Below are 21376 nucleotides of genomic sequence, written 5' to 3' on the forward strand. Positions count from 1 at the left end.
CCTTGGTTTTGATTCACTCTTAATGATAACAAAAAATAGAAAAGAAACAACAAAAAAATTGTCTTCTTTTCTATTTTTTCGTTTGTTAACGTGCTAGATAACCTTGATAGTCCTCGACATGTAGTAGTTTTTTCGCATTTTCAACACGATCATTTTTAGGAGGCTCAATTCCTTCTAATGGATAAGGAATACCTAGTTCTTCCCATTTGTACTTGCCCATCGTATGGTAAGGAAGCACTTCAACTTTATCTACATTGTTTAATGTTCTTATGAAGGCATCCAGACGGATTAAATATTCGTCGTAATCACTACGTTGAGGCACCAATACGTGGCGAATCCAAACAGGTTTGTCAATTTCAGATAAATAGGTAGCCATTTCCAAAATATTATCATTTGATTGCGTTGTTAACAGTTTATGCTGCTCGTTATCAATATGTTTGATGTCGAATAAGAGTAAATCTGTATACTTCATCAATTCATCAAATTGACTAATGAAGGGTTCTTCCCGAGTAAAAGGCTTGCCACACGTATCTAAGGTTGTATGAATGCCTTGTGCTTTGGCTTTTTTAAATAAATCGATTAAAAAGTCCATTTGCAATAGCGGCTCACCACCACTGACAGTGATACCACCCTTTTCGCCCCAATAAGAGCGAAAACGTAATGCTTCCTCTAATACTTCGTCAGTCGTCACCACACGACCACCGGAACCAATTTTCCAAGTATCTGGATTATGACAGAATTGACATCTCATGCGACACCCTTGTGTAAATACGATAAAACGGACACCTGGGCCATCAACGGTACCAAAATTTTCTGTTGAATGAATTCTACCTGTAACTGGTGTTGTCATAATGATCCCTCTTCTTTCAAACGAAAAGGATGACACGTTAAATGTCACCCTTTCAGTTAAATAATGTAAATGTTTTTTATAGTCTGTCGTGTGAAGTTCTTGAAATAACGTCTGCTTGTTGTTCAGGAGTTAAGTCACGGAATTTCACGGCATATCCAGATACACGGATAGTTAAGTTTGGATATTTTTCTGGATGTGCTTGTGCATCTAATAATAATTCGTTTGTAAATACGTTTACGTTTAAGTGGTAACCACCTTTATCGAAGTAGCCATCTAATACGTTACGTAAGTTGTTAATTCTTGTGTCGTCGTCTTTACCTAAACCATTAGGGTTGATGGTTTGTGTATTAGAAATACCATCTAAAGCGATTGTATATTCTAAACGAGCTGTTGAGTTTAATGAAGCTAATAAGCCATTTTTCTCACCTAAGAATTTACCGTCTTGATAACTTGGGTTCGCACCTGGTGCAAGAGGTTTGCCAGCACGACGTCCGTCAGGCGTGTTCCCTGTTGCTTTACCATAAACAACGTTTGAAGTGATTGTTAATAATGAAGTCGTTGGTTTAGAGTTACGGTATGTGTGTTGACGTTTAATTTGTGTCATAAAGTAATCTAAAATCCAGTTAGCCATTGCATCGGCTTCTTCGTTATCGTTTCCGTATGTTGGGAATTCTTTTGTTGGTACATAATCAATTGCCATACCATCTTCGTCACGGATTACTTCTACTTCACCGTGTTTAATTGCCATGATACTATCAGTCGCATGAGAGATTCCGGCAATACCAGTTGCGAATGTCCGTTGTAAATCAGTATCCATTAAAGCTAATTGTGGTGCTTCATATGCATATTTATCATGCATGTAATGAATAATGTTTAATGTGTTAACGTACAATTCAGCTAACCAGTCTAAGATGTCTTTATAGCGTTCCATGAATTCATGGTAATCTAATTTGTCACCAGTCATTGGACGATATTTTGGTGCTACTTGCATTTTAGTTTTTTCGTCGACCCCGCCGTTAATTGCATAAAGAACAGCTTTCGCTAAGTTCGCACGAGCGCCGAAGAATTGCATATCTTTACCCATAACTGTTGCAGAAACACAACATGCGATTGCACAGTCGTCAGAGCCCCAGTTTTCACGTAATAAGTCATCGTTTTCAAATTGGATAGATGAGCTTTCTTTCGCGATTTTAGCTGCATATGTTCTGAAACCTTCTGGTAAGTGAGAAGAATACAATACAGTTAAGTTAGGTTCTGGAGATGGTCCCATGTTTGTTAAGGTGTGTAAGATACGGAAGTCATTTTTGGTAACTAATGAACGACCGTCAATACCCATACCAGCAATAGATAATGTTGCCCAAATTGGATAACCAGAGAATAATTGGTTGTATTCTGGTGTACGTGCAAATTTAACCATACGTAATTTCATGATTAAATGGTCAATCATTTCTTGTGCTTCAAATTCAGTGATTAAACCTGCTTCTAAGTCACGTTGGATATAGATATCTAAGAATGCTGAGATACGACCAATTGACATTGCCGCACCATTTTGAGATTTAATGGCACCTAGGTAACCAAAGTATAACCATTGGATTGCTTCTTGCGCATTTGCAGCAGGACGAGAAATATCGAAACCATAAGAAGCAGCCATTTGTTTTAAGTCATTTAACGCACGGTATTGTTCAGAAATTTCTTCACGTAAGCGAATAACATCGTCTGTCATTTCTTTGTTACCAGTGTTATCATGATCTTTTTTCTTTTGTTCCATTAAGTAGTCGATACCATATAATGCGATACGACGATAGTCACCGATAATACGGCCACGGCCATAAGCATCTGGAAGACCAGTAATGATTTTGTTTTTACGTGCTAAACGCATTTCAGCTGTGTAGGCATCAAAAACACCTTGGTTATGTGTTTTTCTGTATTCTGTGAAGATTTTTGTCATTTCTTCGTCAGTTTCATAACCATTTGAAACTAAGGCATTGTTCGCCATTTTAATACCACCGAATGGCATAAATGCTTGTTTTAATGGTACATCTGTTTGTAAACCGACAATTTTTTCTTCTTCTTTGATTAAGTAACCAGGTTCATGTGACGTAATAGTTGCTGGGATATCGCTATCCATGTCATAAACGCCATTTTTTTCATGTTGGATTTCAAATAATTCTTGTAGTTTTGTCCATAATTTGTCAGTGCTCGGAGCGATTGGTTCTAAGAAACTGTCGTCGCCTTTGTACTCTGTGTAGTTGTTTTGAATAAAATCACGAGTGTCAACGCTTGTTCTCCATTTGTCGCCTTTAAAGCCTTCCCATTGTTTCATGAAGTGTTTGCCTCCTTAGTTAACTGCTACTTGATTGTATGTAACAGCTTTATGTGATTAGTATAACACATAACCTTTTAGATGCAAGCGTTTTTTTATTATTTATTGCACTTTCTTAATAAATAAATGGGGATCAAAGATTCTGAATGCTGATATATAAACATTTATACTTGTGAAAATAAGAACGATTTATAGTTGTTATCACTTGTGAAAAATGTACTTCTGTATTAAAAACAGCAGCTATCTGTATTAATACAGATAGCTGCTGTGGAGATATTTATAACACAGTTCAGTTTGTTTGTTCTTCTTCAATCACTGCAGAATGCATCTCGTGGACTTCCATTACTTGGCCATCTTTTTGTTCATCGATGACAAAGGAACCGTTGGATGTTCGTTCACTGATTGGATAGTTTTTCGACTGAATAACTTCTTGTGTGCCTTTTTGCGTAGTAACTAATAAATCTAAATCGGTACTTTCAGACATAAAGACAACACGATGTGGATTTTTCTTCAATTCCCGTAAGACCATTAATCCACGTTTTGCTCGTCCTAATTGTGTTAATTCTTGGGCTAACATGCGTTTAACACCGCCACGTTGGGTAACGATGACAATCGGTGTATCCCCTTCAGAATGAACCAGTAAACCATTAACGACATAATCGTCTTCTTTGAGGTTCATTGATTTAACTCCAGCCGCTTTACTACCCACAACAGGTACTTCATATAATGGATAACGTAAGCCAAAACCGCGATTGCTAACGAGGAAAACATCCAATAAGTCTTGATCATTTGTTAAATAAACATTGGTAATTTCATCTTGGTCTGATTTTAATTTCATACAAGATGTCGGGCGGCTCTTATAAGTGCGCCAAGGCTCAAAATCAGCCATTTTGGTTTGTTTAATCATGCCAGCTTTTGTAATGAAAACAAAGGTTTTTGTCGGACTTAACTCTTTATAAGGATATACAGCAATAATCGATTCATCGATAGCAAGATTTAAAATGGTTTGAGAAATATGTTCGCCAATTTCTTTCCAGCGTAAATCTGGCAACTCATGGACGGGGCGATAGATCATATTCCCTTTATTTGTTACTAGTAAAAGATGATCTAATGTATTGACTTCGCCAGCATATAGTAAAAAGTCGCCTTCTTTCATGCCGATTTCTTCTGGTTTTGATGCTGTATAAGAACGAATACTACTCCGCTTGATATAGCCTTCGTGCGTCACGGTTACGACCACGTCTTCCTGCGCAACTAACACGGCTGTTTCAATCTTGATTTCTTGGATTTCCTCTTCAATTTGAGTTAAGCGCGGATTGCCATATTGCTTTTTAACTTCGCGAAGTTCTTTTTTCATGACTGAGAATAGTTCTTTTTCATTGTTTAAAATGTTCAATAACTCAGCAATTTGTTGTTCTAAAGTTTTCGCTTCTTCTTGTAAATCAGTAATATCCGTATTGGTTAAACGGTATAGCTGTAAAGTAACGATTGCTTCAGCTTGTTCTTCAGTAAACGCATAGTCGGATACTAAGTTCTTCTTCGCATCTTTTTTATCTTTACTGCCACGGATTGTTGCAATCACTTTATCTAAGATAGACAATGCTTTAATTAAACCAGCAACAATATGCTCACGTTTGCGAGCTTTGTCCAACTCAAATTGACAACGGTTAATGATAACTGATTTGCGATGCGTAATGTAACTTTCTAAAATCCGTTTTAGTCCCACTTGTTGCGGGGTCATGTTATCAATCGCAACCATATTAAAATTATAGTTAATCTGTAATTCAGTATTTTTAAATAGATAATTTAAAATACCTTCTGCATTGACATCTTTTTTTAGTTCAACAACAATTTGCAAGCCAGTTCTGTCACTTTCGTCACGAACTTCGGCAATGCCGTCTACTTTTTTATTTAAACGGATTTCATCCATCTTCTTCACTAGCGTTGCTTTATTGACTTCATAAGGAATTTCAGAAATGACAATTTGTTGTTTGCCGCCTTTTAAGGGCTCAATCTTTGTCTTCGCACGTAAAATTACTTTACCACGGCCGGTTTCGTAGGCTTTTTTAATTTCTGCTTTTCCTTGTAGGATCCCACCTGTTGGGAAATCTGGTCCTGGAATGTATTCCATTAATTTCTCTAAACTTGCATTAGGATGATCAATTAAATACACAGTTCCATCAATGATTTCCGCTAAATTATGCGTAGGAATTTCTGTTGCATAGCCTGCTGAAATCCCCGTTGAGCCGTTTACCAATAAATTAGGATATTTGGCTGGTAAAACAGTGGGTTCTTTTTCTGTATCGTCAAAATTCCAGACGAAATCGACGGTATTTTTGTCGATATCTTTTAACAACTCACCACTTAACTGTGATAAACGAGCTTCTGTATAACGCATCGCCGCTGGTGGGTCGCCATCCATACTTCCGTTGTTTCCGTGCATTTCAATTAGTACTTCCCGTAATTTCCAGTCTTGACTTAGACGGACCATCGCTTCATAAATACTACTGTCGCCATGGGGATGATAATTCCCCATAATGTTTCCGACAGATTTTGCTGATTTACGAAAGCCTTTATCAAAGGTATTGCCGTCTTTATTCATTGAAAAGAGAATGCGGCGTTGTACTGGTTTTAGCCCATCTCGAATATCTGGTAGGGCCCGTTCTTGAATGATGTATTTGGAATATCTTCCAAAACGATCGCCCATTACTTCTTCAAGGGTTAATTCTTGAACTTCTTGGCGTTTTTCCAAAATTGTCACTCCCTACTCTATGTCAAACAAACTGATTTCAGTGTCATCGGTTTGTTCTGCTTCTTTTGTTTTTTCCGCATCTAAAAGACTTTCTCCTGTTGGTGCAGAAGTGTCTTCTTCTGAACGATCTAAAATACTGCCATCTTCTTCCAATGTAAATTGAACATGTTGTTCAATCCATTTTCGACGAGGTTCGACTTTGTCGCCCATTAATGTGGTCACACGGCGTTCTGCTTGAGCTGCATCATCAATCCGAACACGAATTAAGGTTCTAGTTTCAGGATCCATCGTTGTTTCCCAAAGTTGTTCTGCATTCATTTCCCCCAGACCTTTATAGCGTTGGAGCATATAGCCTTTACCAACTTTATCAATCACTTCTGCCAATTCACCATCGGTCCAAGCATACTCAATGACTGATTTTTTTCCAGTTCCTTTAGAGACTTTATAAAGAGGTGGTAAGGCAATGTAGACTTTGCCGGCTTCAATTAATGGTTTCATGTAACGATAGAAGAACGTTAATAGCAACACTTGAATATGGGCACCATCGGTATCCGCATCGGTCATGATGATGATTTTATCATAATTACAATCTTCAATTGAAAATTCAGGACCGACGCCTGCGCCAATTGTATAGATCATAGTATTGATTTCTTCGTTTTTCAAGATGTCTTGCATTTTCGCTTTTTCCGTATTAATGACTTTTCCTCGTAGCGGTAAAATGGCTTGAAACTTCCGGTCGCGTCCTTGTTTTGCTGAGCCACCGGCCGAGTCTCCTTCGACAAGATATAGTTCATTTTTCTTAGGATTTCTAGATTGAGCCGGTGTTAATTTTCCAGAAAGTAACGATTCACCTTTTTTCCGTTTTTTACCGTTCCGGCTTTCTTCACGAGCTTTGCGAGCCGCTTCACGGGCTTCACGGGCTTTAATCGCTTTCCGAATTAATGATTGACTCATTTCACTGTTTTCTTGTAAATAGAAGCCCATTTGTTCGCCTACGACGTTATCGACAACGGTTCTTGCTAAAGGTGTACCTAATTTTCCTTTGGTTTGGCCCTCAAACTGTAGTAAGTTTTCTGGTACTCGAATAGAAAGGACGGCTGCTAAGCCTTCACGGAAGTCGCTACCTTCTAAATTTTTATCTTTTTCTTTTAATAGTCCTACTTTACGTGCATATTCATTGTACGCCTTTGTCATTGACGTTTTCATACCGACTTCGTGGGTACCGCCATCTTTTGTGCGGACATTGTTAACGAAAGATAAAACATTTTCAGAATAGCCATCGTTGTATTGATAGGCTAATTCAACTTCAATACCTTCTTTGGCTCCTGAAAAATAAACAACGGGTGTTAATGTATCTTTTTCTTCATTTAGATAGGCAACAAATTCTTTAATGCCTTCTTCGTAGTGAAAGACTTCTTCTTTGGGTTCTTCTCCACGTTCATCTGTTAAAGTAATTTTGACGCCTTTTAATAAGAAAGCTGATTCTCTCAAACGTTCTGCTAAAATTTCGTAAGAAAAATTTGTCGTAGAGAAAATGGTGTCGTCAGGTAAAAAAGTAACGGAGGTGCCGTTGCGTTTTTTTGTTTTGCCGATTTTTTTTAAGGTACCAACTGGTTTACCGCCGTCCTCAAATCGTTCCATGTATTCTACGCCATCACGAACAATATGAACTTCTAACCACTTAGATAAGGCATTAACAACACTGGCACCCACCCCATGGAGTCCGCCTGAAGTTTTATAGCCACCTTGGCCAAACTTACCACCCGCATGTAAGACAGTAAAAATTACTTCTACTGTTGGGATACCAGAAGCATGCATCCCTGTTGGCATTCCGCGGCCAGAGTCTGCAACACAAATACTATTATCTTTTTGGATAGTTACGTTGATTTCATTCCCGTAGCCAGATAACGCTTCATCGACTGCGTTATCGACAATTTCATAGACTAAGTGATGGAGTCCACGGCTATCGGTTGAACCGATATACATACCAGGTCTTTTCCTCACTGCTTCCAATCCTTCTAGGACTTGGATAGAGGCATCATTGTACTCATTGTTAATTTTTTTAGCCAAAGAAAAAACTCCTTATACTTAGATTCTCGTTTAGTTAATAAGCGTACATTAACTATTTCTTAAAGAATTAGAAGAAGAGTGAGCCGGTTTCTTGCGTTTTCCGTTCGCTCCTTCTAAAACCATCATTACAATAATACTCTATCTGGGTCAAAAAAAAAAGAGCTTTCCGTTCAGGACGCTCTTTCTTTATAAAATTACACGTGTTTATTCAGCATCTGCCATTTTTGCCAATTCAATTTTAATACAACGGTTCATAATAACTTGACGACCTTCATTTAATAACAAGTTCGCTGCCTCTTCATTTTCCAAACCTAGTTGGGCCCAAAAGACAGGCGCTTCTGTTTTCAATGTTTCTGCGGCCACTTCTGGCAAAAATTCACTCCGCCGAAAGACGTCAACAATATCAATCTTTTCAGGAATCTCTGTTAATGTCCCATAAACCGTTTCGCCAAGCACCGTTTCACCTTTTAAAACTGGATTGACAGGCAATACACGATAGCCATGTTGCTGTAAAATTTCCGCAATTTTGTAACTCGTGCGGTCGGGCTTGTTACTCAAACCAACTACCGCAATATTTTTTGCTTGTTTTAAAATATCAAAAATTTGATTTTGACTTGGATTCTCAAATGTCATTCACTCAACCCCTTTTTTCGTTCTTATTTATTATAACGCTGAGTAAAGGGTTTTGGCAAAATTATTCTCTGAATACCGACAAAATAATTATTGGCTTTGCCAATCTGCTGGATAAGTCACGTAGACAAAGCGGGCATCACCCGTCACTGAAAATTGAATTTTGCTACTTTTCGGGATTAAAATAATTTCGCCGGCTGTTGCAGAAATTTTACGTCCGTCAATCAGTATATCTAATTGTCCTGAAATAATATAATCAATTTCATCGTATTCTAGTGTCCAGTCGAAGGTGGTATCTTTCATCACCATTAAACCGCAACCAAGGCGCGGGCTTTCTTCTAAAGAAAACAGATCTTTTGTGTAAACAATGTCCGCTGGGTTGCCTGTATCTAAGCGGTCGTCTTCTGTTACGTCGATTTCGGGTAATTTGATGGACATAATTCCACTTGGATCCACTTGTTTAGTCGGCATTAATTTTTCTGTGACAATTTGTCGAACAAGCGTTTCAATCATTTCACGATTTAATTCTGTCATATTTACACCTCATTATTTCACTTCTGTTTCGGGTTTCCCTAGCATTCGATTTGCCATAAAGATAGCCACAAAAATGGCGGTAATCCCTCCAACTAATTTTCCAACAATCATTGGAAAAATCATTTCTTTTGCTACGCCTGCAGTAAAACCAAGGTGATCACCTAAAACGAAAGAAGCCGAAACAGCAAAAGCGATATTAATAATTTTTCCTCGATTATCCATGTCTTTTAACATTTGGAACATGGGAATATTGTTAGCTAATGTAGCAACCATTCCTGCAGCCGCTACTTCATTCATTCCTAAAACTTTTCCTAGTTTCATCAATGGTTTATTAAAGACTTTCGTAATCACTGCTACTAAACAGAAAGCGCCAGCTAAAGTTAAAGCAATCCCACCAACGACTTCAATTCCTTCAGTAACTGGTGCAATACCAGGAATCACTGTAATTCCTAATAATAGTTGAATCGCCCCCACAACTAAACCAAAGATAGCGACAATCACTACGCCTTGACCAAAAATTTGGAAGCCTTTAATCATGCCCTTTGGCGCTAACCATAAACCTAAAATAATTAAAGCGGCAACAATAATAATTGGAATTAAGTTAGGAATAATCAATGACAATGGCATGCCAGCTGTTAAACCACCTGCTAATAAACCAAAAGGAATTGTAATAATCCCGCTCAAAACACCCGTTGCTAAGAATTGTTGGTCGTCTTTTTGGATAATGCCAAGCGCTACTGGAATTGTAAAGACTAACGTTGGCCCCATCATTGCGCCTAAGATTGCCCCCGCAAATAAACCAGCTTGTGGATCATTGGCTAATTGTTGCGCTAACGCAAAGCCCCCCATATCATTAGCCAATAAGGTTGTGGCAAACATTGCTGGATCAGCCCCTAGTAATTCATAGACAGGAACGACAATCGGACTTAAAAGATTGGCTAAGACAGGCGCTAAAGTGATAATCCCTACCATAGAAAGCGCTAGAGAACCCATAGCCATAATCCCTTCCTCAAATTGCTCCCCTAAACCTAGTTTGTTGCCAATACATTTATCGATTCCTCCAATAATCATGAAAAGAACCATAATATACATAATAATTTCATTAATGCTCATGTCTCGTCCTCCCTATTCTTCCTCTGTAGAATCAATGACACCAACAATCATTGCATCAATTGGGACATTCGGATCTTCTGCCGAAATACGGGCAGCATTGCCTTGACTAATTAACACTTTGTCCCCGACACCAGCTCCAGCGTTGTCAGCAGCAATTAAAAATCCTTGCTTTTCGTCCTCTTGATTCAAAATATCAACCATCATAAATTTCCAGCCATTTAATTTTTCATCTTTTCTTGTTGACCAAAGGCTACCAGTCACTTTTCCTAAAAGCATCGTTTTTCCTCCTTACGTCAGCAATTGATGTTTCCTAGCATAATCTTTCGCTAACGGGGTTAAATAGGCGTTTTTACTTAAAGAAACACCTGATTCTGTCATTCTTATCAATTGTTTTTCAGTAATGTAGGTTCGTTTGGTCTCAGCTAAAGAACGAAGTTGTTTTTGACAGTCCGCCTGAAACATAGCATAATTTTCTGAATCATGATAAAAAATCATCCCAAACTGTTGGCACATGTCCACGTTTTCCTGAATCGTTTGTTTCAAACGATACTTCAATCGTGAATTTTTAGTCACTGAAGGTATTGGGGTTAAAACCAATACCGGCTTACCTTCAAATAAGAATGCTAAGATGTTTTTGACTAATTCATCCGTTTCCTGTAAATGCGCAATCGCATTTACTTGGGAAATCGTTAGCCTCTTTACAACCAAGCCTCGTGCTAGCTTCTGCTCCTTGGTTACCCAATTTACATCAGGAAAACGAATAAACATTTCTTCAGGAAATGCTTCTTTTGCTTCTGCTAAAGCCACTGAATAAGACGACGACAGCAATTGTTGACAAATTTGATCAGTAATCTGTTGAATCAAATTTTCCATTTCAGAAACGTTCATTGTCCTTCCTCCTTTTACTTAAGAATATAGCCACGAGCTCCTTTGGTTAAGCCGCAAGCGTTGGCTTCATCGTAGTCAATGTGCATGTACGTTGCAAATCGCGGACTGATTCGCACAACCACATCATCAAAGATTAACGGACGTGTGCCTTCCACTTTGACTTGCACAATTTGGCTATTGCTTACTTTATTTTTCAAGGCATCTTCGGGTGTCATGTGAATATGACGTTTGGCAACAATTAAGCCGTGACTTAATGTCACAACTGCTGATCCGTTCATCAGCGTGACGCCAGGTGTCCCTTCTGTCTTGCCACTCTCTCTAACTGGGGCATTAATTCCTAAAATACGCGTATCCGTCATAGAAACTTCGACTTGTGATTCGCTACGTTCAGGGCCTAAAATAACCACATTTTGAAAAAGTCCTTTAGGTCCAGCAACCGTAATTCGTTCTTTACAAACGAACTGTCCAGGTTGTGATAAATCTTTCACTTTTGTTAGTTGATATCCTGGTCCAAATAATGCATCAATCTCTTGACGAGACAAATGAACATGTCGGCCAGAAGCTTCAACTTCAAAAGTATTTTGTTGTTGTTGCTGAATTCGTTTAACAACTTCTTCAACAATTTCATTCATTGAATCCAATTTGTTCATCTCCTAGTTTCGTGATATTTCAGCCATGGTGCTAATTAATTCTGTAGCCCAAGCTTGAAAAAGTCCGAACAGTTGTGATTCTCCTTTTAACTGGAGAATAATTTTATCTAGTTGTAATTGAATTTCTTTTGAGGAATAGCGCCATTGTCTCTGTTGGTTAGTTAGAATAGTTACCTTTGATTCCAAAATGACTGGTTCCATTACAAGCGACTGTTCTAAAATAAATTTCTCTAACCACTGTTGTTGTTGTTCGAAATATAACCAACCTTCTGTTGATAACGCTTCATTCGTTAAGAAAGGCAAATACAATAGATGGCTTAAGTGCCGAATCTCATAAATTGTTTCTTTTGATAAATGTTCTTGTTTTTGTTTTTGTGAGGAGGCCTTCACTGAATGAACCTCAGAAAGCAATGGGTTTGTTGAAGAGAAGCTGCTATTAATCCGATGCTCACGTAGATAGCTTTTGGCGGCTGGCGTCAGAAAACTGCCTACAGGAAACACAAAATCCGTGCCATCTTCTAGTTCTTTTTTTAGCCTTTTGATGCGAAGCATATCTTCTGTAATAACTGTCATAACACCCCTCCTCAATGAAAGTTTAGGACAGAAGTAATGAACCTACCTCTGCCCCAAAAAATCAAAATTATAATTCAGTTGTTGCGTGTGGTAAAATAGCGTCTACTTCTGTATGTGGACGTGGAATTACATGGACAGATAATAATTCGCCAACACGTTCTGCTGCAGCAGCACCAGCATCTGTTGCTGCTTTCACGGCACCAACGTCACCGCGAACCATTACTGTAACTAAACCGCCACCGACTTGTTCTTTTCCAATTAAAGTAACGTTTGCCGCTTTCACCATTGCATCGGCTGCTTCAACAGCACCTACTAAACCACGAGTTTCGATCATTCCTAAAGCATTTGTACTTGACATTATAATTTCCTCCTAAGATGTATGTTTTATTTTTAAAAATTTGGGACAATTAGCAATTTGACTTAGGTCCCAAACCCTAAATCCAATAATTTATTTGTTTTACTCTTACTCGCTCGTTTCTTGTTAGTTTAAGCGAGCTAAAACTTGAGCTACCACGGCATTTACTAGTTCTTCTTGATTGGTTGTTTCACAAGAAGTAGCCACAGATGTGGTTGATGTTTGACCAAATTCTTGACGAATCTCTTCTAAATCACGCACGCCATATGCAACACGACGTAAATTGAACAGATTTTCAACCCCAATATTATCAGAAGTTGAGCTGCCACCAACTGCGCCACAACCAAGTGTTAATGCTGGCACTAAGTTAGTTGAAGCACCAATTCCGCCAAGTGTACCAGAGGTGTTAACAAGCAAACGAGAGACGGGTTTTCTTAAGCCAAATTCACGAATGACTTCTTTGTTTTCTGTGTGAATACCCATCGTATGACCCGCACCTTCACCTTTCAAAATTTCAATTGATAACGCGCAAGCTGCTTCCCAGTTTTCAACTGTATAGAAAGCAATAATCGGTGCCAATTTTTCTCTTGAAAATGGATATTTCAAGCCTACATGTGTTTCCTCGGCAACAATTAAGCGGCGATCTTTTGGAATAGATAAACCAACCAATGAAGCAATATGTTGAACGGAACGACCCACGATTTGCGGGTTCATTGTACCGTTTGGTCGTAAAATAAATTTAGCTAATTTGTCGGCTTCGGCTGGACTTAAGAAATACGCGCCCTGCTTAATTAACTCTTCTTTGACCGCTTCACGGTTGACAGTTTCAACAATAATTGATTGTTCCGATGCACAAATTGTACCGTTATCGAAAGTTTTTGAATCCATTATTTGTTTCACTGCATGAGGAACATTTGCGCTTCGTTCGATGTAGGCTGGTCCATTACCAGGCCCAACACCGATTGCTGGTGTTCCAGAAGAGTACGCGGCTTTAACCATTGCGTTTCCACCAGTAGCTAAAATTAAATTTGTTTCTTTATTTTTCATTAATTCGCTGGTCGCTTGCATAGTTGGCGTTTTGATGACCGAGACACAACCTTCTGGTGCCCCTGCAGCAATAGCCGCTTTTTGGATAATTTCCACTGTTTCAATAATCGATTTCAACGCATTGGGATGTGGTGAAAAAACAATGCTGTTGGCAGCTTTTAATGAAATTAATGCTTTGTAAATGACTGTTGATGTCGGGTTGGTAGAAGGAATTAATCCTGCAATTACACCAACTGGGACAGCAATTTCAGTGACTTTTTTGGCAGCATCATCATGGATCACACCAACTGTAGCTTTGTCCTTCATTTCGTCATATACTACTTTTGAAGCGAAAGCATTTTTGATGATTTTATCTTCATAGATACCAAATCCTGTTTCTTCATTGGCCATTTTCGCTAACTTTTCTCGTTGGTTAAACGTAGCCTCTGAAACTGCTTGGACAATCGCATCGATTTGTTTTTGCGAAAATGTTGCTAATACTTGCTGTGCCTCTTTGGCTTTTCTGATTAAATTTCTTGTTTCTTGGATGGAACGTAAGTCTTTATCTACTAATTCCACTCGTCTTCACTTCTTTCTATTTCAGCCATGATTGCTTGAATTAAAGCTTCTTTATTGGCAAATTTAATCTCACTTTTCTTTAAACTACTTAGGTTCATTTTGTAGGCTTGTTTGCGTAAATCAACCACGCGTTGTGTTTCTAATTTTTGGCGTGTGCCAGTGTGTTCTTCCAAATCTGGTGTTTCAATCTCTTCTTCAATTACTTCTATTTGTTCCATCGGTTCAGGTGCTGACTTGGGTTCTGGATCTGATAAAATTACTTCCGTTTGAGCATCAACCCGTGAGATCACATGATGAGCAATTAAACAATTTAATTCTTTAGCTACTTCCGTGCCTACTTCAACGGCAGCTTGGACCGCGGCAACGTCACCAATCAGTTCCACAGTTGTTAAACCGCCATTAATAATTTCAGCTTTTAACAAAGTAACGTCGGCGGCTTTCAATGCCGCATCGGCCACACTAATGGCACCTAAAAATCCTTTGACTTCGACCATTCCTAATGCTTTCATTCAGGTCACATCCTTAATAACTCAACGGATTGTCAGCGATATTTTGAATGACTTGTTCAAACGCACTGCAAGCAGCTTTACATGCAGATTGACTACCTGTCAATAAGGCGCCGCCAAAGTTCGTTTCAGAAGGTGGGCCATAAAAGACACCCATTTGAACATCGGCAGCTTTCATTGCTGCATCTAAGCCAACCATTGCTTCTAGCGGTGGTGCAATCAGATAAGCAATCGCTTCACCTTCAGGAATATTCGCTTGTTCAGATAAAAAGCTACCCGTTCTTGATACTACATGTGCAAAATAAACAATGCTGTCATCTTCGTTAGCACTATAGAAGCTGGCTTCTTCTTCAATGACTTGCGTAATGACACTCAAGCCACTATTGACTTCGGCAGGACTCGGACCAGCAATAATGCCAATCACTTCACCGGCTAATTTGGTTGAAGCATTTGCTGCGCCAGCATACATACTTTTACCGTAAACTACAGTAACATCGGCGGCTTTGGTTGCTTCATCTAATGCAACATAAGTGACATCATCACAATCTGAAGTAACAATTCCTAATGAGCGATGTTCTGGTTTCAATGATAATTCTTTTGCTAATGCCGGATCGACATTGGGAATGACTTTCATACTTAGGACATTTGCGCCTAGACGATCATTTTTCATGAGAAATCCTCCTTTATTCAGCTTCTTTTAAATCAATACCAGATTTTTTCTTGTCTAACATTTTTTTGATAATTTCGGCAATGTAGGCCCCTGCTTCAACAGCCGGTGTCCCACCTTTGTGAATATTTGAAATAACTGTCCGCCGTGCTTCTGGCATACCGACAGTTGGTTTGTAAGCAATGTAGGCACTCATAGATTCAGCTGTTACTAAACCAGGACGTTCGCCAACTAGCAAACAAACAACATCAGCGTCAGTGATTTCACCAATTTTATCCATTGCTGGCACACGACAATATTTAACAAAAACTACATTGTCGAAATCTAAGTTGTACATGTTTAATCCTTGTTTAATTGCTGGTAGGACTTCTTTAATATTCGCTTCGATAGCAGCTGAACTAAGGCCATCCCCTACGACCATTTGGATTTTGGCTTTTGGTGTCGTATTTTTCCGAATGATTTCACTATTTTCTTCATCAAATTGACGACCATAATCTGGACGTGTTAAATATTCATCTTTACTGTTACAGATTGTTTTTGTAGAAATAAAATTCATTTCTTTTACCAAGTCTTCGCTTACGTCTGAAAAGACCGCATCTTGTGCTGCCGCATGGTCCGCTCGGAAACGTAATGTTGAACTAGTCATATAACGCGTCCCTGCACGACCAACGCCTAAACGAGCTGGCGAGAAAGCTTTCATTTTTAATAGTGCTTCAGGATCAACGGCATTTTTCAATAGTAATTGTTTACGTAAATCTACTTCAGTAATGTCAGGAATTAGGCCTTCTTCAATTTCTGTCGTTTCAGTGACGTGTGTTGTGACTGGTTTTTCTTCAGCAGTCACAGTGGCAGTCGAAACCGCTTGATTGTCAGCGACCATTTCTGTTAAAATTCCGGCAATCATTTCTTTTAATTCTTTTTCGTTCATTTGTATTCTCACCTCGTTTATTTAATAAATACAGATGCATCGCCAGCGCGACTTGTTAATTTTCCGTTTTCCATTAAGCCCATTTTTTCCATCCATTCTTCAAATTCTTTAATTGGACGTAAGCCTAATGTTTCACGAATCGTCGCAGTTTCATGGAACCCAGTTGTTTGATAATTTAACATGACATCATCGCCATGAGGAATCCCCATGATATACGTACAACCAGCTGTTGCTAATAACATTGCTAAGTTTTCCATATCATTTTGATCAGCTTTCATATGGTTGGTGTAGCAGACATCACAGCCCATTGAAATTCCAGTTAATTTGCCCATGAAATGATCTTCTAAACCAGCGCGGATGACTTGTTTTGAATCGTAAAGATATTCTGGTCCAATAAAGCCGACAACGGTATTTACAATATACGGATCAAATTTTTTGGCTAAGCCATAACAACGCGCTTCCATTGTCACTTGGTCTGCGCCAAAGTTTGCTTCAGAAGAAAGTTCTGAGCCTTGACCTGTTTCAAAATACATCACATTAGGACCAGCTGCTTGACCACTGTGAAGCGCTAAATCTTGTGCTTCAGCTAAAATTTCTGCATTTAAACCAAATGCTGTGTTCCCTTTTTCTGAACCAGCGATGGATTGAAAGACTAAGCCAGTTGGCGCGCCTTGACGCATGGCTTCCATTTGTGTCGTTACGTGAGCAAGCACGCAAGTTTGTGTTGGAATTTCCCATTCGCTGCGGAACTCTTCAAATTTGTTTAAGATCCGTTTAACACTTTCTGTAGAATCATCAACAGGATTCAAACCAATTAAGGCATCACCGGCGCCATAAGAAAGACCTTCCATAACTGATGCCATAATGCCATCGACATTATCGGTTGGATGGTTTGGCTGTAAACGATTCGAAAAAGTTCCGGGACGGCCAATCGTTGTGTTGGCGGTTTTTTCAATATTGATTTTTTTTGCGCCAACAATTAGATCCATGTTGGACATTAATTTACAGACAGCAGCAATCATTTCAGAAGTGAGTCCACGGGAAATTCGTTTGATATCAAAATCGGTTGTTTCCGAAGATAAGATAAATTCGCGTAATTCTGCAACTGTCCAATGTTTAATACTTTCAAAAATTCGCATATTGACTTGGTCAATAATAATGCGTGTCACTTCGTCTTCGTCATAATCAACGACGGGATTGTTAAACAAGTCATTTAAGGACAATTCTGATAAAACGACTTTCGCCGCCACGCGTTCTTCGGCTGAATTAGCAGCTACGCCAGCTAACTTGTCGCCAGACTTTTCTTCATTGGCTTTGGCTAAGACTTCTTTAACGGATGTAAATTGATAGACTTTGCCAAATAGTTTGGTTTTTAAAATCATCTTTGTGTCGCTCCTTTTTAATTAAATACTAAGGTCTTAACAATGACTGGAAGGACTGCTCCTTCTGCCACTGGTAAACCGATATCTACATAATCACCGTTTTCTACTTTGACCGAGTCAAGACAGATAAACGGATAGTCTTTTGGCAGATGGGCACTTAAGGAATGCCCTAAAGCTTTCGCCATGTCTTCATCCACCATAACAATAATGGGAATTTGTTCAGCAACTAAACTAGCTAATCCTTCCACAATCCCTTGACCATAGCGTTGAATATCAGCAAATGTTGGATTACTCATGCCTCTAATTGCTAGAGCAATCTGGGGCGTTTCTTCAATACGATGCCAATTGAGTTTTTCTTGGATTCGCTGGCCTAATTCTGTCACAGTAAGGGTTTCATCCTCTTGCGCTAATTTTAGAATTGGGATATTTTTTACCGGCAAAATTTGCTCACGGTAAGCGATCGTGCTTCCGCTAATTTCAGCAGTATGTGAACCTGCTCCGACGACCGTCGCTCGGATTGTTTCTGCGCTTTCTAAGACTTCTTTTTCCGAAAAAATCAGTGACTTTCTCAGATATTTTCCTAAAAGCAAGCCGATGTCTCCATATTTAAAGAGATTCGTACTTGTCGTATTTAAGCAATCAGCCACACCACCAGAAAATGTTACAATTGGTAATTCCTCAGCTTTTCGTAGTGGATGGTTGGTTACTAATAACTGGTAGAACGGACTTTGTGTCCCCAAGCCAATGCTATTTTCTAACACGGCAACTAATTCCGAAATAATTGGCAGTAAGTTTTGTTCGGTGGCTTGGTCACCAAGGTGCAAGGTTAGCCCTTTTTTATTTATAATTTCTTGAATCTTCGGAGCTATATAGGTGATTTTTTGTTGTTGATCTAATTTAATTAAGCGTCCGCCAATGTCAAAACAAGCCGTGTCAATCACTTCGCCATCTTTAAAGACAGCTAAATTTGTCGTTCCACCACCAATGTCTAAATTAACCACTGGTTTGCGTTTCGTTTCAGAATAAGTTTGAGCACCAGCGCCTTTCCCGGCAATGATACTTTCTAAATCAGGTCCAGCCGTAGCAACGACAAAATCACCTGCATAGCCACTAAGTGCTCGTAGCACATTGTTGGCATTGCTTTTTCGAGCAGTTTCACCTGTGATAATTACCGCACCCATTTGAATATCTTGTTTATGAATGCCTGCTTGGCGATATTGCTCCGCTACAAACGCTTTGATAGGTTCTGCATCAATTTCTGATTGGTTAAGTAAGGGTGTAAAGATAATGTCACTTCGATAAATGACTTTTTTATCAGAAATGCTGATACGTGGTACTGTAAACGCAGAGGCAAAATTTTCAACAGTTAATTCTGACAAGACTAATTGGGTTGTAGACGTCCCTAAATCAATCCCTACGGTTAAAAGTGTTTCCTTCGACATCGCCTGACTCGCCTCCTTTTGCATACAAAAAGGCACTTAAAGAATCGTTAGAAAATTTCTTTCTACTTTTCTTTAAGCGCCTTTGCTTAATCAATGAACAACATCACTGGTGTTCTGTTCGAAATAGAAACAGGTTTTAGTTCCCTGTTTATTGGATTCAATTGTAATTTTTCCTTTTAATTTATCTTTTACGTAGCTTTTGACAATCATCAAACCTAAACTGGTCTCGTTACTTTGATGAACATCATAGCCTTTACCATTATCTGTAACAGTAATGGTAATCATTTTATTATCTAATGTTCCACTAAGTTTAACAACGCCACTTGTTTGTGGCTCAAATGCATGATCAAAAATGTTTTGTAATAGTTCGTTGACAACAAGGGAAATGGTAACCATTTGTTCGCTAGAAACCATAATGGCTGGATCAACATCCATCATCATCTCAATGGGTTGTGCGCCTTGAAAAAGATGTCTAAAATTATACATCACTGCTTCCAATGTTTGCCGTAAAGCAACGTCATCTTTGACTTGTTTTGACAGCAATTCATGGGTGGCTGCAATCGCCATAATTCGATTGACACTTTCATGAAGGACTTTCTTTGCTTCGGGGCTTTGCGTTCGCCGTTCTTGAATACGCAATAAGGAAACCACCGATTGCAAGTTATTTTTAACACGATGATGAATTTCACGAATCGCAACAGATTTGGAAATAATTTCCGCTTCTTTTTCTTTAAATTCTGTATTGTCTTGAATAATCATAATCAGTTGTTCTTCTGATGCCAACCACACTTTCCGAACCTTAAAATAATAATTAAGGTAGGTCGTTTTGCTTTCAATTGGTTGATTACTCATTTTATATTTCATTTGATACAACACATATTCAAAAGTTGTATAATCGATGGACAAATTGTCATAACTCATTCCAATGATATTATCCCGATAACCAAGTTTGCGATAAAGCTCTTGTGCATTGTGATTGGTAATTAATAAGTGACCCGCCGCATCAAAAATCAAAACGGCTTCTGCCAATTGATCAATAAATAACGCATCGACTTGACTAGTTGATTTCGCTACTTTTGCTAACTGGCAGTTATTTAGCTCCTCTTTTTGTAAGTCCGCTTGAATCTCTTCATCTGCCGCAATCTCGACAATAATGACACCAATCGTTCGATGTTCATTGCGAATGGGATAGATATTTTGCTTAATCAAACGATTTTCCTGAGTCACTGCTAACAAACCAATGCTATTTAAGCTAGTTTGCATGGTACGCAGAACACCAGGTTCATTTTTTAATAAAGCTTCCATCCCGACGACATCTCCGCTATATAAAGAAGTTGTCTTCGCAGGCGGCTTATGATAAACGACTAGTGCTTGCTGTGACATTTCCTTATACACATCAATAAAAACATCTGCACTTTGATACAGTGTCGTCGAAGAAAGATAACGTGCTGTACGTTGTAATTCTTTAATGTCTGATTCTGAAAGATTGGTATATTGGTGACATAATTGCTCTAATCGTTTCATTTATTCATCATCCATTACAATCAATTCTGCAATTTCACTCATACGTGCGCGTTTGTTCATACTTAACGTACGCAACATTTGGTAGGCTTCTTCTTCCGATATATGATTTTCTTTTACAAGAATACCTTTGGCTTTTTCGATAATTTTACGTTCTTCTAATTTTAAACTTAATTTATCGATTTGACTTAGTAACAGCTGCGTTTGTTTGCCTCGTTCAATGCTCATTTCAATTGTAGGTATTAATGATTTTTCGTCTAGAGGTTTAACTAAATAACCCAGTGCGCCTAATTTTTTAGCCTTGTCCGTATTTTGTACGTCACTGTATGCAGATAAAAAGACAATACTACTGGCTAGTTGGTCTTGAACAATTTTTTTACCTGCTTTTAGACCATCTAAAATTGGCATTTGAATGTCCATTAATACTAGGTCAGGTTGTGTTTTTTTACATACTTCAATTGCTTCAAAACCATCAGCTGCTTCACCGACTACTTCGTACCCTGCTTCTATCACAATATCACGAATATCGAGTCTCGTAATAGGTTCATCATCGACTATTACAATTCGTCCATCCATTTTCTTCACGC

The 21376-nt window shown here is 38.6% G+C and carries 20 protein-coding genes; all 20 read right to left on the bottom strand.

The features are described from left to right. Positions 1–85 precede the first annotated feature (85 nt). Positions 86–850, bottom strand: coding sequence for a pyruvate formate-lyase-activating protein (gene pflA / locus IGJ46_RS06385; RefSeq protein WP_016616353.1), 765 nt, complete (start codon positions 848–850; stop codon positions 86–88). A 76-nt stretch (positions 851–926) separates the two neighbouring features. Further along, complete coding sequence (pflB, locus tag IGJ46_RS06390) at positions 927–3173, bottom strand: formate C-acetyltransferase (RefSeq protein WP_002357529.1); 2247 nt, start codon at positions 3171–3173, stop codon at positions 927–929. A 289-nt stretch (positions 3174–3462) separates the two neighbouring features. Further along, positions 3463–5925: a DNA topoisomerase IV subunit A gene (gene parC, locus IGJ46_RS06395; protein ID WP_002357527.1), complete on the bottom strand. Its 2463-nt coding sequence runs from the start codon at positions 5923–5925 to the stop codon at positions 3463–3465. Positions 5926–5937: 12 nt separating this feature from the next. After that, positions 5938–7995 carry a DNA topoisomerase IV subunit B gene (gene parE / locus IGJ46_RS06400; protein WP_002381887.1) on the bottom strand — a complete coding sequence of 686 codons (2058 nt, stop codon included), beginning with the start codon at positions 7993–7995 and terminating at the stop codon, positions 5938–5940. A gap of 204 nt (positions 7996–8199) precedes the next feature. Next, on the bottom strand, positions 8200–8628 hold the full coding sequence (locus IGJ46_RS06405; protein ID WP_002363980.1) for a CoA-binding protein: 429 nt from the start codon (positions 8626–8628) through the stop codon (positions 8200–8202). A gap of 87 nt (positions 8629–8715) precedes the next feature. After that, complete coding sequence (locus tag IGJ46_RS06410; protein WP_002357522.1) at positions 8716–9159, bottom strand: ethanolamine utilization protein EutQ; 444 nt, start codon at positions 9157–9159, stop codon at positions 8716–8718. A gap of 12 nt (positions 9160–9171) precedes the next feature. Continuing rightward, complete coding sequence (gene eutH / locus IGJ46_RS06415; RefSeq protein ID WP_002357520.1) at positions 9172–10272, bottom strand: ethanolamine utilization protein EutH; 1101 nt, start codon at positions 10270–10272, stop codon at positions 9172–9174. A 12-nt stretch (positions 10273–10284) separates the two neighbouring features. Next, the gene (locus tag IGJ46_RS06420) at positions 10285–10548 is read right to left on the bottom strand and encodes a EutN/CcmL family microcompartment protein (RefSeq protein WP_002357519.1); all 264 of its coding nucleotides are present in this window, start codon (positions 10546–10548) and stop codon (positions 10285–10287) included. A 12-nt stretch (positions 10549–10560) separates the two neighbouring features. Continuing rightward, a complete protein-coding gene (locus IGJ46_RS06425; RefSeq protein ID WP_048940713.1) occupies positions 10561–11160 on the bottom strand; it encodes a TIGR02536 family ethanolamine utilization protein in 600 nt (199 codons plus the stop codon). A 14-nt stretch (positions 11161–11174) separates the two neighbouring features. Continuing rightward, entirely contained in the window at positions 11175–11810 is a 636-nt protein-coding gene (gene eutD, locus IGJ46_RS06430; RefSeq protein ID WP_002357516.1) for an ethanolamine utilization phosphate acetyltransferase EutD, read from the bottom strand. A gap of 3 nt (positions 11811–11813) precedes the next feature. Next, positions 11814–12383, bottom strand: coding sequence for a hypothetical protein (locus IGJ46_RS06435; protein WP_002378263.1), 570 nt, complete (start codon positions 12381–12383; stop codon positions 11814–11816). 67 nt (positions 12384–12450) lie between these two features. Then, positions 12451–12741 carry a BMC domain-containing protein gene (locus IGJ46_RS06440; RefSeq protein ID WP_002357513.1) on the bottom strand — a complete coding sequence of 97 codons (291 nt, stop codon included), beginning with the start codon at positions 12739–12741 and terminating at the stop codon, positions 12451–12453. Between the two features lie 123 nt (positions 12742–12864). Next, positions 12865–14343 carry an acetaldehyde dehydrogenase (acetylating) gene (locus IGJ46_RS06445; RefSeq protein WP_002357511.1) on the bottom strand — a complete coding sequence of 493 codons (1479 nt, stop codon included), beginning with the start codon at positions 14341–14343 and terminating at the stop codon, positions 12865–12867. Next, a complete protein-coding gene (locus IGJ46_RS06450; RefSeq protein WP_002360254.1) occupies positions 14334–14852 on the bottom strand; it encodes a BMC domain-containing protein in 519 nt (172 codons plus the stop codon). The genes IGJ46_RS06445 and IGJ46_RS06450 overlap by 10 nt, the downstream gene beginning before the upstream one ends. 13 nt (positions 14853–14865) lie before the next feature. After that, positions 14866–15519 carry an ethanolamine utilization microcompartment protein EutL gene (gene eutL, locus IGJ46_RS06455; RefSeq protein WP_002357509.1) on the bottom strand — a complete coding sequence of 218 codons (654 nt, stop codon included), beginning with the start codon at positions 15517–15519 and terminating at the stop codon, positions 14866–14868. A gap of 13 nt (positions 15520–15532) precedes the next feature. Then, positions 15533–16444, bottom strand: a complete 912-nt coding sequence (gene eutC, locus IGJ46_RS06460) for an ethanolamine ammonia-lyase subunit EutC (protein ID WP_002363986.1) — start codon at positions 16442–16444, stop codon at positions 15533–15535. Positions 16445–16461: 17 nt separating this feature from the next. Then, on the bottom strand, positions 16462–17826 hold the full coding sequence (locus tag IGJ46_RS06465) for an ethanolamine ammonia-lyase subunit EutB (RefSeq protein ID WP_002357506.1): 1365 nt from the start codon (positions 17824–17826) through the stop codon (positions 16462–16464). 17 nt (positions 17827–17843) lie between these two features. Continuing rightward, positions 17844–19292: an ethanolamine ammonia-lyase reactivating factor EutA gene (gene eutA / locus IGJ46_RS06470; protein WP_218391074.1), complete on the bottom strand. Its 1449-nt coding sequence runs from the start codon at positions 19290–19292 to the stop codon at positions 17844–17846. A 66-nt stretch (positions 19293–19358) separates the two neighbouring features. Further along, positions 19359–20792, bottom strand: a complete 1434-nt coding sequence (locus tag IGJ46_RS06475) for a sensor histidine kinase (protein ID WP_002357504.1) — start codon at positions 20790–20792, stop codon at positions 19359–19361. Beyond that, positions 20793–21365: an ANTAR domain-containing response regulator gene (locus IGJ46_RS06480; protein WP_002384488.1), complete on the bottom strand. Its 573-nt coding sequence runs from the start codon at positions 21363–21365 to the stop codon at positions 20793–20795. Between the last annotated feature and the right edge of the window lie 11 nt (positions 21366–21376).

The sequence above is a fragment of the Enterococcus sp. AZ120 genome (assembly GCF_050546165.1).
Lineage (GTDB): Bacteria > Bacillota > Bacilli > Lactobacillales > Enterococcaceae > Enterococcus > Enterococcus faecalis.